Origin of the sequence: Bacillus sp. FSL H8-0545, from assembly GCF_038006105.1 — a bacterium.
Lineage (GTDB): Bacteria > Bacillota > Bacilli > Bacillales > Bacillaceae_G > Bacillus_A > Bacillus_A cereus_U.
In genome coordinates, this window is record NZ_JBBOUO010000001.1 from 2,412,015 (window position 1) to 2,427,852 (window position 15,838).

The following is a 15,838-nucleotide window of genomic DNA, read 5'->3' on the forward strand; positions in this document are numbered from 1 at the left end:
TTTCTTTTTTTATTACATTACATATTTATATAAAGCATGTGCGACACCATGTTCTTCATTTGTTAACGTTTCGTATTGACACATCGCTTTTATTTCTTCAACTGCATTTCCCATTGCAATTGATATATTTGCTTTCTCCATCATAGAAACATCGTTTAAGCCATCGCCTATTGCTACAGTGTTTTCAACTGGAATATTAAGATGTTCTGCTAAAGTATATAATCCATTTCCTTTTTGAGCATCTCGATGATTAATCTCTAAATTATGCCAATAGGAAGATGTAATAGCTAAATCCGTATTATGCAGAAACGTTTCTTTTAATTTTTTTAATTTCTCTATGTCATAAGAAAACGGTAAAAGTTTATGCACATGTATATCCATTTCTACAATTGGTTTACAGCTTTCTGTACTATGAAATGCTGTATGCTCAAGGTATAATGCAGCAATCGTTTCTAACTCTTTCAAATCGAAATTTTCTTTTGCATTCCTCACATACTCGATTTCATTACGTACACTCTCTACTCCATAATCCGGTACATACACACCTTTATTAGTATAAAGCTGATAATACAAGCCATTCTCTTCAAGATATTCTACAATCTCAAGTGCCTGCATATTTTGAATTGGATATCTCTTCATCATTTTTTTATCTTTATATATAAGTGCACCATTTTCCGCAATAATCGGACACTCCAAATCAACTTCTAACAAAAGTCGTTCAATATCCACAATAGAACGTCCTGTACAAATTGCTACAACATGGCCAGCTTCTTGACATTTCCGAATTGCTTCTGCATTCTCTTTACTAATCATTTTATTCCCTGAAAGAAGAGTTCCATCTAGATCAATTGCGATTAATTTCATTATTTCTTCACCACTTTCTATAAATACACGAGTTTTTATTAAATAAAAGGTATCGTTTTCATACGAATCTCGTGAAGCACTCCTTATTTATAATTTATGAAAAGCGTTTCAGGTCAAGAAATAATTAAAAATAAAATCCAAAGCTGTTCTTTTTAAAGAAAAGCTTTGGATTTTAAGCTACGAATTATAACTAATATATTTTGTCTCACACATGTATACGTTTTTTTCTTCTGTTGGTATATATACTTTAAACTTTTCTAAACGTTTTCCGTATATATGAATAGTGATTGCGCTTTCATTTTCGGATATTTCTAGAATATGACAATCAGCTGGTGGAATTACTTTATCTGTTTCGCCTTCTCCCAAATAAAGATTTCCTGTATGTGTTAAATAAGAAAGTGAATTTCCAAGTTGCTTCGTTTGAACAAAGTTCTGCACCATTATCCTTCCTGAAAAAACACCTTCTACTCCCCATGTGCCATCATGATCATGTAATGGTGTAGATTGTCCATCTTTCCATACGAGAGCTAATACTTCAAAACGTTTTAACGGATCTTCATACAGTAAGTGTCGTGCATATTGAGCCGAATTCGCCTTCTGTTTATCTAATGGAAGCCATGTTTTCTTTTCTAAAAGTTCTTCTAGTAATGTTTCAATTTCACACACGATTTGTTCTTCCAATAAATCACCATCTATTAAATCAGTTACAGCTTTAATAAATATTTGAAACGTTTTACTCCCATTGCACGTTAACATAAGCATCCTCCTCTACTCTTTTTTCACACACCTCCATACTATAAAACACACTAAAATTTTACAATTGAGAAATAAAAAAACAAGGTACAATACAATGTACCTTGTTGAACGTTTTATTGAGTTTTTAAGCGAATAGGTAAGTATTTTAAGGTTTGCTCATTTTCCAATATACATGTTTCTAAATTATAAGATGGAGATAATTCTATTTTTTCGAAAGCATTTATAAAGGTACTTAATGCAATCTCAGCTTCTAAACGTGCAAGCGGTGCCCCCAAACAAAAGTGCGGACCTTTACCAAAGGTTAAATGTTTTTCATTTCCTATGCGGTGTAAATTATACTTAGAAGCATGTGAGAATTTGTTCTCATCTAAATTTGCTGCACTAACCCATGCAACAATCATTTGATCCTTTTTCATTAAGGGACCAAATATGTTTGTATCCTCTGTAATCCTCCGAGCTAATGTAACTGGAAAGCGATAACGTAATACTTCCTCAATTGCTTTTACAACTAATTTAGGTTCTTCTCTTAATTCTTGATAAATTCCAGGTGAATCCACTAAAAAGCAATAAAAACTATTAATAATTAAATTTGTAGTCGTTTCATTCCCAGCAGCTAAAAGTCCTATTGAAAAAGTTACAATTTCTTCATCAGTTAACCTTTCCTCTTCATACTCCGCTCGTATTAAATCTGAAATAATATCATCCGTTAAGTGATATCGTTTTTCTTGGACAATCGGAAGAAGGTATGCTTTAAATTCATTTAAAGCAACTCCTTTCTTCGTGTCCAGATCATTAAACTTTTCTTTACTATACGGCATAAATAAAATATCAGACCATTCTTTAATTTGTTTACGGTCTGTAGTTGGTACTCCTAATAGATCTGATATAACAGTAACAGGTAAAGGTGCAGCAAATTGATTAACAATATTAACTTCATCATACTTTTCTATATTTTTTACAAGTTCATCTGCAATAGTTTGTATACGAGGTTTCCATTGTTCTAAACTTCTTGGAGTAAATGCTTTCGAAACTATTGAACGTACATTACGGTGTTCTGGGGGATCAGAAGAATTTATATTTATTTTCGTTTCTAAAGGTGGTATTGAAAATTGTCTACGTTCCCTTCTACTAGAAAATAAGCGAAAATCTGATAGAACACGGTTCACATCCTCATACAGAAACACATTCCATACGTCTTGTTCTTCATCATAATAAACAGGGTGATTGTCTCTCATATACTGATACCAATCATAAGGATTCCATAACTCTTCTTTTGTTTTTAGCTTTGAAATTTCATGAACTAAAATAACATTTTCAGGTGAAGTCATAGTTCTTTCCTCCCTTTTCTTTTACAATAAAAGTGATAGGTAGGCTTTACAAAGATGTATAGACTAACATATGTTATTTTAACATATAGAGAGCTGGAATTTTCAAATAAGAACTTGAGAAACATATTAGGGGGATTACTATGTACGTTGATATTTTACTACTAGCTGAATTAACGACAGGACCAAAACACGGCTATGAAATAAAGAAAAATATTCAAAATCGCTTAGGCGGGAATTTTGAATTGAATCATAATATGCTTTATCCTGCGCTTCGACGTTTTGAGGACATGGGGGCTATAATGAAAGAAATTCATCAACAAGTCGGAAAACCAAACCGAAATATATATGAAATAACAGAAACAGGCGAAGAAATTTTTTATGAAATGCTAAGAGAGTTTCCTGAAAAAATTGCGACAAACAATACTGAATTCCTTGTGCGTATCGCGCTCTTCGAAAAACTTGATTACGAGGCTAGAAAAGAAATTTTGACTACGCGCCAAAACGTGCTTCAAGAACAACTTACAGCCATCCAATCCCTTGACGTTGTCTCACCTTTTATTACAGAAGTTGTTGAATTTACTAAATCACGTATTGAACATGAATTACATTGGATTATATCTCTTATGAAGAAAATATAAAAAATAACAAGAAAAGTAAAAAATAATGAATGAAAATGAGATTTATTATCAATACTATAATTAATAAAAGGGCAACCTCGATTTGGCTACCCTTCAAAAATTTATACTTCTGGATCGAAAGTTTTGCAATCTGTTTCTTCAGTTGTAGATGCTTGTTTTCCTTTATGACTAACTACATAAATTGCATCTGCACTACATTTATTACCGTTACTCCAAAATTTACAGTTATTCACTTCGCATAATACATCTTGTGCCATAGTATCACACCTCCTTGTTCTTTTTATCATTAACAAAATTCGGGGGTATGATACTCTTTGGCATGCATTTTTTATTTTCTTTTTAGCTTTCTTAATGATTCTATATCCCCTCGTACAATAGTATCAACATTTTCGGTTATTTTTTCAATGTCAAAATTCCACCATTGAATCTGCAATAATTCATCTATTATTGCATTTGAAAATCTCTCTTTTATTTTATTTGCAGGATTTCCACCAACAATTGTATATGGTGCGACATCTTTAGTCACAACAGATTTAGCTGCAATTATTGCACCATCACCTATTTTTATTCCAGGCATAATAGTTGTGTCCATACCAACCCAAACGTCATTTCCAATCACTGTATCTCCTTTATAGGGCAGATCAGATAACTGTGGTGTGAATTTCTCCCAGCCATTCCTAAAAATATTAAATGGATATGCCGAAAATCCATCCATTCGATGATTCGCTCCGTTCATAATAAAGGTAACTCCAGACGCAATGCAACAAAATTTACCAATAACGAGACGATCCCCGATAAATTCATAATGATATAATACTTGATCTTCAAATGTTTCCCCATGCTTCGCATCATAGTAAGAATAATCACCAACGATTATATTAGATTTCATTATTGTGTTTTTTATAAAATGAACGTTTTGATTTCCTTCAATTGGGTATTTAACGTTTGGATTAGGATTCATGTTGCACAGCACTTCCTTTACCATTCATTTCACTTTCTACTGCTATAACTGGCTTTAGATTATATATAGGTAAAATAAACAATAATCCAATTATAAATAATAGAGCTGTCCCTTCATACATTGTACTTAAAGAAAAGGTTTCTTTTAACGCTCCAGCAATACTCATCGTTACTACCATAGAACCAGTAAATAATGGACTTAGAATACCATTCACGCGCCCAATAAAATCCGTATCACTATTTTGAATAATAAGCGTATTAATCCCAATTTGAATGCACGGTAAAGCTAATCCGCTAAAAAGTTGTGCAGTAAGTGTAACCCATAAATTTGTGGAATAGCCTATAATACCAATTCCGATTGCCTGACCGAGCATACCTACAATTAACATCTTTTGCGGGGCCACGTTTTTCGCGAATATCATTGCTAAAGCTCCGCCAACAATCATTCCTGCACCATTTACTGTTAATAACCACTGTAAACTTTCTTTTGATAATCCTAGTTGTTCTGTCACAATAAATATTCCGAGCGGCTGGATAAGCCCTATACCGAGTCCAGCTGCCATAAAACATAGACCGAGCAAAGTTAATGCTTTTTTCTTTTTTACATATTGAATACCATCAATCATTTCCTGCAATAGAGTTATTTCTTTTTTCTCTGCTTCGTTTTCAAGATCTTTCGGAAGAAATAACAATACAGCTGCAGCAAGTAAAAAAGCGATACCAGTTATTATTATTGAAATATAGATTCCAAAGCTGTGAAAAATAAATGTTCCAATAATCGGTCCTAACACCATAAATATTGCAAATATCGTTTGATATAATGACATGGCTAATTGAATTTGTTCTGTCGATAAATGTTGTTTAAATAATTTCATTCCGGATGGTTGGGAAAACTGTGAAAGAATCGCAGATATGAGCGTCACAAAAAACACGATTTTCCACGTACCAAACATTAGAGTGATCAATACTGCGAACACTGATATAGAACTTAAAGTTTCACACCATATCATTGTCTTCTTCGGCTTCCATCTATCCGCAAAGGTCCCACCAATAAAGGAGAAGATAAAAATCGGTGCAAATTCGGCAACTGAAATCATCGAAATTGCAAAAGCATCACCTTTCGTCATTTCCATAACATAAAGTAATACTGCAAAGTTCCGAACCCATATTCCAATTTGTAAAAATAATGCTGAAGCAAGAATTCCTTGCACAAATCGATTTTTTAATACTTGTGATACCCCCTGATTTTGATTCGTTTCTGCAGTCGTCGACATAAAAAAGCCTCCTATTTCGTGTTCTAAATAGGAGGCAGCACAAATCATATGAAAAGACTATATATTCGCAGCGCGAAATACATCCCTTTTCTATACATGCACATACTAATCCTATTCAGAAGAATATTTCGTTTTTTAACGAAGATCTCTTACAAATAGAATTAGTTGATCATTGGGATGTTTTCACCCTTCCGTTTCGAATTTAAATAATACATACATACTCTATGTAAATCGTTTTCGATGTATGCATGTCTTAATGTAACTATTCTAGAAAGTCAAAGGTAATTCCTCTAAAGAACGCATTAAGTAATTTCCTTGCCAGTTAATTTCTTCACGATTACCTTTTATTTGTAACGAAGGCAAACGCTTTAACAAAGTAGTAATAGCAATCTTTGCTTCTAACCTAGCAAGTGGTGCTCCTAAACAGAAATGGCTACCATGTCCAAAGGCAATGTGACGGTTATTCTCCCTTGTAATATCGAATACTTCTGGGTTTTCAAATACTGATTCATCACGGTTTGCTGAAGCTAATGCAATAATAACCATGTCTCCTTTTTGGATTGTTTGATCGTGAATTTGAAACGGCTCAGCCGCCCATCTTGCAGTTGTAACCTCAACTGGAGAATAATATCGCAATCCTTCCTCTATAGCTGAATCAATTAGTTTTGAATTTTCTTTTAATAACTGTAATTGATCAGGATTTTCGAGAAGTGCTAATACCGTATTTGTAATTAAATTCACAGTTGTCTCGTGTCCCGCTACGATAAGTAACATAATCATTGAGTATAGTTCCGGGGCACTAAGTTTATGTCCCTCACTTTCCACAAGTATTAAAGCACTCACCAAATCCTCTTTAGGATCTTGTCGTTTTACATCAACTAAATATTGAAGATATGTAATAAATTCAGATAGTTGCTTTCCAGTTTCTTTTATTTCTTCTGGTGTTACTGGGGAGGCAATGACGGCATGCGACCAAATCCTAAATTTCGCTTGATCCTCTTTTGGAATTCCAAGCATCTCACTTATTACAATAATCGGTAATGGGAATGAATAATCATCCACAAGATTTAATGTACCTTTTCGCTCTATCTCATTTATTAAATCATCCGCTACTCTCTGAATTCTTCCGTCTAATTGTGAAATCATCTTCGGTGTAAAAGCTTTTTGAACTAAAGAGCGTAAACGACTGTGGTTAGGTGGGTCCGAATTTAACATGTGTGTTGTTAAATGATCACTATTGTCAACAGAAAGAAACATGTTCATTGTATCTTTAGAAAACACATTATTTGGATCTTTTTTTAAGCGATTATCTTTTAAAAGCGGCAAGGCATCTTCATATCTTGTAATGAGCCATTCTGTACCAATCTCGACTTTATTAACAAATAAAATAGGTTGCACTTTTCGCGATTCTTTATAAATCTCATAAGCATCTTCTTTAAACTGAGCAGAAGCTAAATTAATGCCATCCTCTATTTTTCGGCCAACCTTATTTTTTATTGACATTGCATTCCCTCACTCTCAATTATTTGTGTAAATCAACCCAACATTTGAATTATACTTCAATAAAAACTAGAAAATTGTAAATTTTTAATTAAAATCTTACTTCGTATATTGAAAAATAAAAAAGTGAGAGAGTAAAATTATTCTACTCTCTCACTTCCTATTATGCGAAGCACATAAAATTACTAATTTGTTGATATCGATAACTTACTTTGCGGCGGCGACCAGCTTGCCAAGTGTAGCCGGATACCCCACTTCTTCTTACTTCTGTCGGAAAAAACCATAAGTCTCTTCCGAATGGACCAGGACGATGTAAACGTAAATATCCCCATCTCCCTAAACAGTTACACATCCATGATTTCATATTGCCCGCTTGTGCAGGAGAAGCAAATGTGGATGGTAAAGACGGAGCTTGTGACGGTGGTGGTGACGTTGGAGCATCTTCCGCATCATCTGGTCTATAATCTTCTAGTTCAACCTCTCTAACTTCGATATCAGGTTCATATCCGTATTGTTGTGGATTATAATACATCGTTTGATCATATGGATAATTTTGTTGGTTATACATATTAACAAATCACCTTCTTTTCATTCATTACCTTTAACATTCATATGTGATATAACACCTATCGGAAGCTTATGTATAGCCCAAATTAAACTAAAAAAATAAAGCTCGTATCTTTTTTTCAAAAATACGAGCTTTTTTATAAACGGAATATATTATTATTTTTTCAACTTCACACTATAAAAACGCATTTCTTCTAATAAACCTTCAAATTCAAATACCTCTTGTTTAATTAATACTTTCAAGCGATACTCTAAGAAAGTATCCCCAACTAATTGCTCTACAAGACCAAGTGCTTCACCAATTACTCTCGGAGCTTTAAGGAAGTCTTTATCAGCACCTACTTTTTTCGCACACTCAATAATGAATTGGTCAAAATATTCTTCTTGTACAGAATGCACTTCATTGTCTTTCCAAACTCTTAAAAATTCCATACTATTCGATAAACTATCCCACTCGTGTTCAAGATTCACTCTGCTTTCTTTAGTTAAAAACGGTGATTCTGCAAAACTATTTTGGAAAGTAGCTAAACTTTCGGGCGATAATTCTCCCGTTCCACGTATATCATACTCTTGGTTTAAGATTTCTCTACTCACTTCAGATGTATTAATGATTCGAATATTTTTCTTACCTTTTAATTGCGCCATTACAAAACAAAGGCCTACATGTTCATGTGCGTTATCTGCCTTCCAAATGGTAATCGGTGTTTCATTAGGAATAGAATGTAGTTCTTCTAAAGTTTCCATAAATCTTGGTAAATATTCTTCTTCATAATAACTATCATAAGAAGTTAAGTTGTTTAATAACCATTGCTGTCTTGCGAGTTGCCCTTTATTCGTATGTAATTGATTAATCGGTCCAATTGAAAAGAATTCAGAGAATGCAACAACACTCTCCTCAAATAGTTCTTCTTGACTTAACATATATTTTAAACACCCAGTTGTTGAATCATCAAAAGCGATATGAATGTGTGTACTTTCTTTTACATTCTTTTTATAAGATGTATTACTCGTTAGTTGCTTAGGTATACTTATCAAGTGTTTAATCGTATCTTCACTATAGTTCTCTTCTAATAAATCTAATTGTATAAGAATGCTTTGCAGTAAATGTTTTGCTTCATCTTCGTACATATCCTCTACAGCATTTTTGATTTTATCTATCACGCAAATACCTCTATTCATTTCTAAAATAACGTAGATTATAGTGTATCATTTTAGTATAGATGTTTAAAAGTCTTTTTAAAATCAAATCGTTTATTACACAGATTGCTGCAGCCATCTAAGTTTTTAACAAAAGCTTTCTCTATATTCCTCTCAATCTATAGATTTATAATATTTTTTGCTTCCTCCTTATCTATCTCCCCAAATCACATTAGTTGCTAAATAATTTTTAAACACTTTATAAATCTTTTTATTTAAATGTATAATTATATAGAAAATAAAAACTACAGGAGCAATATTAATGGCGAAAGTACTTACTAATTATAAACATTATTTAAAAAATTGGAGATTTATATTTATTTGTATATTACCTGCTGTCGCTTTATTGTATACATTCGATGTCATCTTTGAACTACTGTTTCACCAAAATTTCTATTTGTCTAATTTAATTGTTGCTATCATGCTAATCTTAATATTTATTAACGTTAAAGATAAGTTTAATATCAAAGGTTAAAGAAAACTATAATTGAAACGAAACCGTTGTGAAGCTACATTTTTCATAAAAAATTAGAGCACCCTGCTATTGGATGCCCTAATGTGATTAGAGGTTTTTTCTGAGTATTTAGTAGGACACGAAGATCTTGTCCTATTACATAATATATGCTTGTACTTATTACATTGTGCATTAAAAAGTACAATGTCCAGATGCCAAATAGATACATACACATTGGAGTAACTAACACGCTAGAAAAGACCTTCCTATATCCATTCATTCTTAATAGCCTACATTATTACTAATAAAATCTGCTCATACTTTCATTGTACAATTGCTTTATTTATAAACAAAAAACATCCCCATGGATGTTTTTTATCTAATTATCTTTAAACTTCCGATAGTTATCTTTTATTTATAACTACTTTATAAGCTTCTGCTAATTACTCTTTTTAGTATATTATCATGAAGACTAGAGCAAGCATGCCTTGTCATATATTAGATAAGGGATGTGATAACATTGGGTAACGATAACAATCAATTTGTTTTTCATGTAGTAAAAAGTTCGGCAATTAAAAGATTTATAATTATCGATATAATTGCTGGAACAGGAATTTATTGGACCGTAAATTTCATTTCTTCAAATGCATTACTCGCAATTATTAGTTGTATTTTGGGGACAAAAAAAATGAAGAAAATGCATCATTCATAGAAGCAATAACTAAATCCCAATTCATTTCTTTCAAATTTGTTGCCTTTACTCTTCTTGAAGTGGGAAAGCAATTTTTCACAGTTGGCTAATTCATCCGACTTTCTGGCAGACAATACTTTTGATTGTCTGCTTTTTGTATGAGATTTTTCGTTTTACATATACTACTTTTGAACCTGTATACCAATGCAAGCCATTTTGGTGTTTGGGATTTCCCTTCCTGGGATAAGTATTTTTGTACTTATCCCTTTTTTGTATAGGTATGTATATTTGGGATAAAACTAATTACAAGCAGATTTTCTGTTTATTCGTAGTTCTTAACCAAAAGACTTTTCTCCTTTAAAGGACAGTAGGTACGACTGCTTGTCCTTTTTTATTAATATTTCACACACTATTTTTTGCTCCCTTCTAAGCATTCAATTACAGCTCCCAAATAGCCGATGTTTATATTCATACAAAATAAGCAGTTGCTGATACTTTCCTTTTTGAGTTACACAACACAATAAACATGTGTAACTATAGATTTGAATCCATGTCCCTCCTATCTCAAAAGCTCTCCTAAGTAACTAAAAAAAGAACACTTGTGGGTGTCCTTTTTTTCTTTATGTAAGAGAACATACAGATAACATTAATCCTCCAAATGTCACTGTTCCTAGTAACCCCAATACAACTCCTGTTAAACAAACACAATCAGCAAGAAAAATTGAAGATTGCGATAATGGAACAAATGACCTACTTGTGCTCGATCCATAATGTTTTATTTTTTCATAATTTATATCCAACATTAAATGTAGACATGATACACAACCCTCAATAGTTTGAAGAGATTCATTTTCTAACCGCTCCAATAACTTGTTATTTAAAGCAAATGGTAGAGGGTACTGCTTATCTAATTTTATATTTTGATAAATTAATTGTAAACGAGATAGCATACTATTTTTCTTTTTTTCAGATGCAGCTGTACATTTCATATTATTAAATTCATTTAATAACAGCGTCAATTCATCTCTGTTGCCGTATAAATCCCTAGCTATTCTTCTCTTTAGTTTGTACGAATGGATAATAGATTTAATTTCAATCATTTAATTACACTTCCTAATTAAATATTATTTCCCCTTATACATAATCAGTGCTTTTAAACCCTATTAACAATACACTCAAACATCTTAATTTACTATCGATTATCATTAAATTAACCTTACATAGTTGTAATAATTTCTTTAACTACTTACCAACTAGAGGCAATCCATCCTCATAATTAATATTGTATATATCTCTATAGAAAGTGAAATCATAAATAAAAATAACTTGACTTTATTTGCTGGATTAACTCTTCTCTTTACTTTGTAATAAAGTATTAAAATAATACTGGTTATATGTTCACGTTATTATAGCTAATAAGAAGGATAAGGATAAAAATGCACAAAGCGGTACATATAAAACAGTATCCATTCTGGCAAACTGCGTATCTTTTTTTCGTTTAAAGATACCAAAATAATGAAACTCACCAATTACTCTTATGAAAAAAACAACCATACAAACCCAGGATGCCATTTGAACAAAAACATTGGGAAGTGCGAAATGAACAATATTTGCTTGTTGTAATAAAATCATTGCTGCCATACTTAATAATAACGCAATGAACAATGTCATTCCTGTACCTGGTGTAAACGCCTTTTCTCCAGCTTTAGTTGGAATGACACTATTTGTCGCCCACTTACCTCCGAAAGCCCAATAAACATGTAAAAAACTAACTAAGAATAATATGCAAACAGAAATATATGTAATAATAAGCATTTTGTCCTCCCATTATTTTATTTAAATCCTTACCTTTAAAATATGCTATGAATCCTTCATACGCAACCTATATTTAATTACATAAAAAACCCCTTAATGATTTATCAATTTTACGATAAATCATTAAGGGGTTAGTGAAATTTATTATGCATTATACCTATTTTTTCGACGTTCCATCCTAGTTTGTCCTTGAACAGTACTTTCTTTATATTGATCTATTTGCTCTGCCATTTCATATGTTACAACTGGTTCTGCGTTATTACGCTCATGCATTATTTCTGACGTTTTACGTTTAGAACCTTTTCCACCAAACTTAAATAATTTCATCTTAAATTTCGGTAATCTTGGAAAGCGGATCTTAAATGATAGCCTTTTACGTTTCTTTTTTTGTTTAAATAGATTTGTATTTTCTTTATTATTATCTTTCTCTTTTCGATGAATTAACGTCGCAAGTAATCCACCTAATATAAGTCCTCCAACCAAGAGTAAAAGATATACGTAATTGCTTGTCATTAAACTCGTCATACGCTCAAGTATGACTAACGACTGTACTTCTTTTATATCCCATAATAAAGCGGCCCATAATGAGAATAAACCTAAAGTAAGCCCGTATGTACGAAAGCGGAATATACAAGGTATTAAAGCGATACAAGCGGCAATTTTGGCATTTGCTATTATAGCACTTGTTGAAATATCCTGATTCCAAATAACTAACAGTAGTGTTATAAATGGTGCATATGCTATCCAGCTACATATACGTGAATATATCTTTTTCGCAAAGTAACTACCGAAACTAGTAAAAAATAAAAGTCCTCCAATATATAAAGATTGTTCAAGAGGGATTTGCTTTAACATTCCTGCAATTGGAAAGAGGCCGCTCAGTAGCATTAATAATACATCTAATTTCTTCACAATTCCCCATTCCTTTCAAATTATCTTTTCAATTAATAAAAATCGCTTTTCCATATGATGTAGTTTTTGTATTTCTAAAAAACATCTTAATCCTGTATGTAAATAAAGTAAATACGTAAAAGAAAAGATACATGACAAAGGATAGCCTTATTTACATGGAAAAATGACAAATCCTGCTCATTATTACTAGCAGGATTTGTATACTATTATTTATATTAATATCAATGCATCTTCTTTTTCTAAAATTATTACATCTGCATCTAATTCGTCACTGAATTCTTTAAACTCCCTTGAATCAATATCTGTAGTATAATTTTTAATTAATTTAACCATATGCATTACATGCGTATTATGAATATTTTGTTCCGAGAGCAAGGTTGATTTACAGCACATGTAATGTATCATTTTGGCGATTTCTTCTCTTTCCTCAGATTTTACACCAAACGGGATAACTTCGAGTATGTGCTGCTGTACTATCTCATTGCAATTTAATTCGTATGCAGCCGTGCTATAGTAAATTCCCATTTGATCTACAAATAATCTCGTTTCATCCATAACATATTCTTGGTCTCTAACAATATAGTTCGGTACATCTGAGTTAGTATTAATTCTAATTATGTTTATATCCTCTTTAAAATTTGGGATTATTTCAGGTGAAACCTTGATATTAACGCTTTCATTTTGCAATTCCTCTATCCAATATTTCCTCATATTTGCATCTACAATAAAATAAACTTCTTTATTTTGTTTATGTGCATCTTGTGAAATTTCAACTAATGTTTCTGACATAAATTGTTTAAAACTGACTCCTATATCATTCCTTTTTGATGGTTGTGGTAAAAACACTTTATTATTACCTATATTTAATAACGTATGATCAATTGTGCCCCATTCTTCTTGCCCATATAATTTATATACTATTTCTCTCCCATTTATTTTTGAAAAAATAGGTAAGAAATCATATTTAGACATTTTCTCAATTGATAAATTTACAATTATCCCCGGTAATTTTATCTTATTCCAACTACGCTTTAAGAATCCCTTTTGTTCTAACAAACTAAGAATGGCATTAATAATTTCTTTTTTAGATACACTTTGTCCAATAAATAAATTAATAAATGCTGAAATACGTTCCGTTCGAGCGAATCCTTCCCGAATGATTTGCTTTGGATTAATTTTTTCGCGACCATCACAATTTTTCATTGCAATTAATGCTAATTTCATTTCATCTTGCTCACCTGCCGTAACATGTACAGCTTTTACGACATCGTCTACAAGTTTCTTTTTGTTTTTATGGCTATATTGCATTCTATATGGATTTTGTAATAATTTTTCAATGTTGTATCTTTCAATTTTTAACAGCACCGGATTATCTGCATTTAATACATAGGATGAATCTTCATTTTGAGCTAAAACTATTTTGCTATCTAATAACGCTTGTTCTATCTCTATTATTATGTCATCTGACCATACTTCTAACGTAATTGTGTCTAATCCCTTTGGAGCAAATAAAGGTAATAACTCATTCTCATTATCAGTTAATACTTTTCACATTCTGGAAGTGATGTAAAATATGGGAAGCTTAGTTGGAATTCATTAAAAAGTTCCTCTTTTTCTCTTACTTTTATACCAAATTTTATTTTTGTTCCTTGAACTTTATATATATTTTCGTTATATGGAAGAAGCACTCTTACATTAGTTCCTCTAATATACTCTTTCGGACATTGGAGAATGTCCTCTAATTTAACTTCTCCACCTATCCTATACTCATCTTTTAAATTTCTAAAACGTTTAATCCATTTTATTCCTTTTTCAGCTTGTTGCACTTTTAACTTTATAAACCTTTGCTTTTTATTATTTAATTCAAATTCAGGAGTTGAAATCAGTATTTGGCTCCGCTTCCGCCCTAAAAGTATAGGAATATCTTTATGATTATATTGTTGATAAAACCGCCTAATCCCTACGGATACTTTTAATAGTGGAATATTCTCACCTCCACGAGTTACGTATTCAAACCGATATACATAAGCGAAATAATCATGTGTTTCTTCATCTTTAATTGGCTCAGACATCGCTTCAAAAACATCTTGTGATCGCAGTGGCGAAAAATATATTTCTTCCTCGTTTTTATTTTCCATACGTAAAGGCTGTTCGCAAAAAATATGAGTAATTAAAGCTGGTACCCATTTAGAAAACGTTTTTTTATCATGTAATACTGGTAAATTACTAATTAAATCATACTGCCATTCTAAATGTGGTGGATCTATTAATTTATTCGGTTTCCAATCATGAATAACCTCATACCAGCTTTGGAAAATATAGTCTAACTGTTCTTGTCTCATTGGTTCTTTTGCTACAATCCAAGGTGTATCTTCCTTTAATACATATGGATCATGCTGAATGAACAATATATCAGAAAACATATCATACAATCTTTCATTTACAAGTTTTAATTTGCTCGTTAATAAAAATGTTCTATAATGTATCTCTACAATCTCAAGCCATTCAATAGGAAAGTAAATATACGATACTTTCTCATTATAGAGGGGTTCTACTATATTTTTAAATGTTAATAACCGTAATTTTTCCATATTATTAATACTTCCTCTCTTAATATATATTGATCATAAATAATACTAGAAAAGATACCAATTTTTTTAAGCATAAACGAATCAAATTTAAACCAAGCATAGTTTAGGAAAAAATAAATTTAATTATAAGAATAATACAGTATAAAAACTAAATTAATAAAAAGTTACTATTACCATATAACTACCTCCTTATTTCACTCTATATATTATAAAAACATTATAATTCATTATTGTATTTTATATCTGTAATTTACAAAATATTTACATAAATTAAACATAATAAAAGGTAAC

At 31.5% G+C, this 15,838-nt stretch carries 15 protein-coding genes and 1 pseudogene; 3 read left to right on the forward strand and 13 right to left on the reverse strand.

What is annotated here, in order from left to right:
• Positions 1-12 precede the first annotated feature (12 nt).
• The 3 genes from MHI07_RS12540 to MHI07_RS12550 form a co-directional block, all read right to left on the reverse strand.
• Positions 13-864: a Cof-type HAD-IIB family hydrolase gene (locus MHI07_RS12540; RefSeq protein WP_002085231.1), complete on the reverse strand. Its 852-nt coding sequence runs from the start codon at positions 862-864 to the stop codon at positions 13-15.
• A gap of 177 nt (positions 865-1,041) precedes the next feature.
• Complete coding sequence (locus tag MHI07_RS12545; protein ID WP_340824103.1) at positions 1,042-1,620, reverse strand: cysteine dioxygenase family protein; 579 nt, start codon at positions 1,618-1,620, stop codon at positions 1,042-1,044.
• 113 nt (positions 1,621-1,733) lie between these two features.
• Complete coding sequence (locus MHI07_RS12550) at positions 1,734-2,948, reverse strand: cytochrome P450 (protein WP_215581944.1); 1,215 nt, start codon at positions 2,946-2,948, stop codon at positions 1,734-1,736.
• A 140-nt stretch (positions 2,949-3,088) separates the two neighbouring features.
• Here MHI07_RS12550 and MHI07_RS12555 point away from each other — a divergent pair, with 140 nt between their 5' ends.
• Positions 3,089-3,586 (forward strand): PadR family transcriptional regulator, encoded by a 498-nt coding sequence (locus MHI07_RS12555; RefSeq protein ID WP_215581946.1) that lies wholly within the window; start codon positions 3,089-3,091, stop codon positions 3,584-3,586.
• A gap of 101 nt (positions 3,587-3,687) precedes the next feature.
• Here MHI07_RS12555 and MHI07_RS12560 read toward each other — a convergent pair whose 3' ends face one another.
• The 6 genes from MHI07_RS12560 to MHI07_RS12585 form a co-directional block, all read right to left on the reverse strand.
• Positions 3,688-3,843 carry a DUF1540 domain-containing protein gene (locus MHI07_RS12560; protein WP_215581948.1) on the reverse strand — a complete coding sequence of 52 codons (156 nt, stop codon included), beginning with the start codon at positions 3,841-3,843 and terminating at the stop codon, positions 3,688-3,690.
• Positions 3,844-3,914: 71 nt separating this feature from the next.
• Complete coding sequence (locus MHI07_RS12565) at positions 3,915-4,547, reverse strand: Vat family streptogramin A O-acetyltransferase (RefSeq protein WP_340824109.1); 633 nt, start codon at positions 4,545-4,547, stop codon at positions 3,915-3,917.
• A complete protein-coding gene (locus MHI07_RS12570; protein ID WP_215581952.1) occupies positions 4,537-5,820 on the reverse strand; it encodes an MFS transporter in 1,284 nt (427 codons plus the stop codon). Before MHI07_RS12570 ends, MHI07_RS12565 begins: the two co-directional genes overlap by 11 nt.
• A 267-nt stretch (positions 5,821-6,087) precedes the next feature.
• A complete protein-coding gene (locus MHI07_RS12575; RefSeq protein WP_215581954.1) occupies positions 6,088-7,323 on the reverse strand; it encodes a cytochrome P450 family protein in 1,236 nt (411 codons plus the stop codon).
• Between the two features lie 160 nt (positions 7,324-7,483).
• The gene (locus MHI07_RS12580; protein WP_002110206.1) at positions 7,484-7,888 is read right to left on the reverse strand and encodes a hypothetical protein; all 405 of its coding nucleotides are present in this window, start codon (positions 7,886-7,888) and stop codon (positions 7,484-7,486) included.
• Positions 7,889-8,043: 155 nt separating this feature from the next.
• Positions 8,044-9,048 (reverse strand): DUF1835 domain-containing protein, encoded by a 1,005-nt coding sequence (locus MHI07_RS12585; RefSeq protein ID WP_340824112.1) that lies wholly within the window; start codon positions 9,046-9,048, stop codon positions 8,044-8,046.
• A gap of 298 nt (positions 9,049-9,346) precedes the next feature.
• Between MHI07_RS12585 and MHI07_RS12590 the strand changes: the two genes are divergently transcribed.
• Both MHI07_RS12590 and MHI07_RS12595 read left to right on the forward strand, forming a co-directional pair.
• Positions 9,347-9,559, forward strand: coding sequence for a hypothetical protein (locus tag MHI07_RS12590; RefSeq protein ID WP_215581958.1), 213 nt, complete (start codon positions 9,347-9,349; stop codon positions 9,557-9,559).
• A 499-nt stretch (positions 9,560-10,058) separates the two neighbouring features.
• On the forward strand, positions 10,059-10,250 hold the full coding sequence (locus MHI07_RS12595; RefSeq protein ID WP_033710969.1) for a hypothetical protein: 192 nt from the start codon (positions 10,059-10,061) through the stop codon (positions 10,248-10,250).
• A gap of 599 nt (positions 10,251-10,849) precedes the next feature.
• Here the strand turns inward: MHI07_RS12595 and MHI07_RS12600 are convergent.
• The 4 genes and pseudogenes from MHI07_RS12600 to MHI07_RS12615 all read right to left on the reverse strand — a co-directional run bounded on the left by MHI07_RS12600 (position 10,850) and on the right by MHI07_RS12615 (position 15,547).
• Positions 10,850-11,329 (reverse strand): hypothetical protein, encoded by a 480-nt coding sequence (locus tag MHI07_RS12600; protein ID WP_002161576.1) that lies wholly within the window; start codon positions 11,327-11,329, stop codon positions 10,850-10,852.
• A gap of 298 nt (positions 11,330-11,627) precedes the next feature.
• Positions 11,628-12,044 carry a DUF3995 domain-containing protein gene (locus tag MHI07_RS12605; RefSeq protein ID WP_215581960.1) on the reverse strand — a complete coding sequence of 139 codons (417 nt, stop codon included), beginning with the start codon at positions 12,042-12,044 and terminating at the stop codon, positions 11,628-11,630.
• A gap of 144 nt (positions 12,045-12,188) precedes the next feature.
• Complete coding sequence (locus MHI07_RS12610; protein WP_002161574.1) at positions 12,189-12,956, reverse strand: DUF3959 family protein; 768 nt, start codon at positions 12,954-12,956, stop codon at positions 12,189-12,191.
• Between the two features lie 210 nt (positions 12,957-13,166).
• Positions 13,167-15,547, reverse strand: a pseudogene (locus MHI07_RS12615) (pPIWI_RE module domain-containing protein).
• Positions 15,548-15,838: the final 291 nt, after the last annotated feature.

Excerpts from the sequence above, each read along its gene's own strand:
- MHI07_RS12605 (WP_215581960.1), bottom strand. The coding sequence starts at position 12,044 with ATGCTTATTATTACATATATTTCTGTTTGCATATTATTCTTAGTTAGT.
- MHI07_RS12560 (WP_215581948.1), bottom strand. The coding sequence starts at position 3,843 with ATGGCACAAGATGTATTATGCGAAGTGAATAACTGTAAATTTTGGAGT.
- MHI07_RS12570 (WP_215581952.1), bottom strand. The coding sequence starts at position 5,820 with ATGTCGACGACTGCAGAAACGAATCAAAATCAGGGGGTATCACAAGTA.
- MHI07_RS12545 (WP_340824103.1), bottom strand. The coding sequence starts at position 1,620 with ATGTTAACGTGCAATGGGAGTAAAACGTTTCAAATATTTATTAAAGCT.
- MHI07_RS12540 (WP_002085231.1), bottom strand. The coding sequence starts at position 864 with ATGAAATTAATCGCAATTGATCTAGATGGAACTCTTCTTTCAGGGAAT.
- MHI07_RS12565 (WP_340824109.1), bottom strand. The coding sequence starts at position 4,547 with ATGAATCCTAATCCAAACGTTAAATACCCAATTGAAGGAAATCAAAAC.
- MHI07_RS12600 (WP_002161576.1), bottom strand. The coding sequence starts at position 11,329 with ATGATTGAAATTAAATCTATTATCCATTCGTACAAACTAAAGAGAAGA.
- MHI07_RS12580 (WP_002110206.1), bottom strand. The coding sequence starts at position 7,888 with ATGTATAACCAACAAAATTATCCATATGATCAAACGATGTATTATAAT.
- MHI07_RS12590 (WP_215581958.1), top strand. The coding sequence starts at position 9,347 with ATGGCGAAAGTACTTACTAATTATAAACATTATTTAAAAAATTGGAGA.
- MHI07_RS12555 (WP_215581946.1), top strand. The coding sequence starts at position 3,089 with ATGTACGTTGATATTTTACTACTAGCTGAATTAACGACAGGACCAAAA.
- MHI07_RS12575 (WP_215581954.1), bottom strand. The coding sequence starts at position 7,323 with ATGTCAATAAAAAATAAGGTTGGCCGAAAAATAGAGGATGGCATTAAT.
- MHI07_RS12550 (WP_215581944.1), bottom strand. The coding sequence starts at position 2,948 with ATGACTTCACCTGAAAATGTTATTTTAGTTCATGAAATTTCAAAGCTA.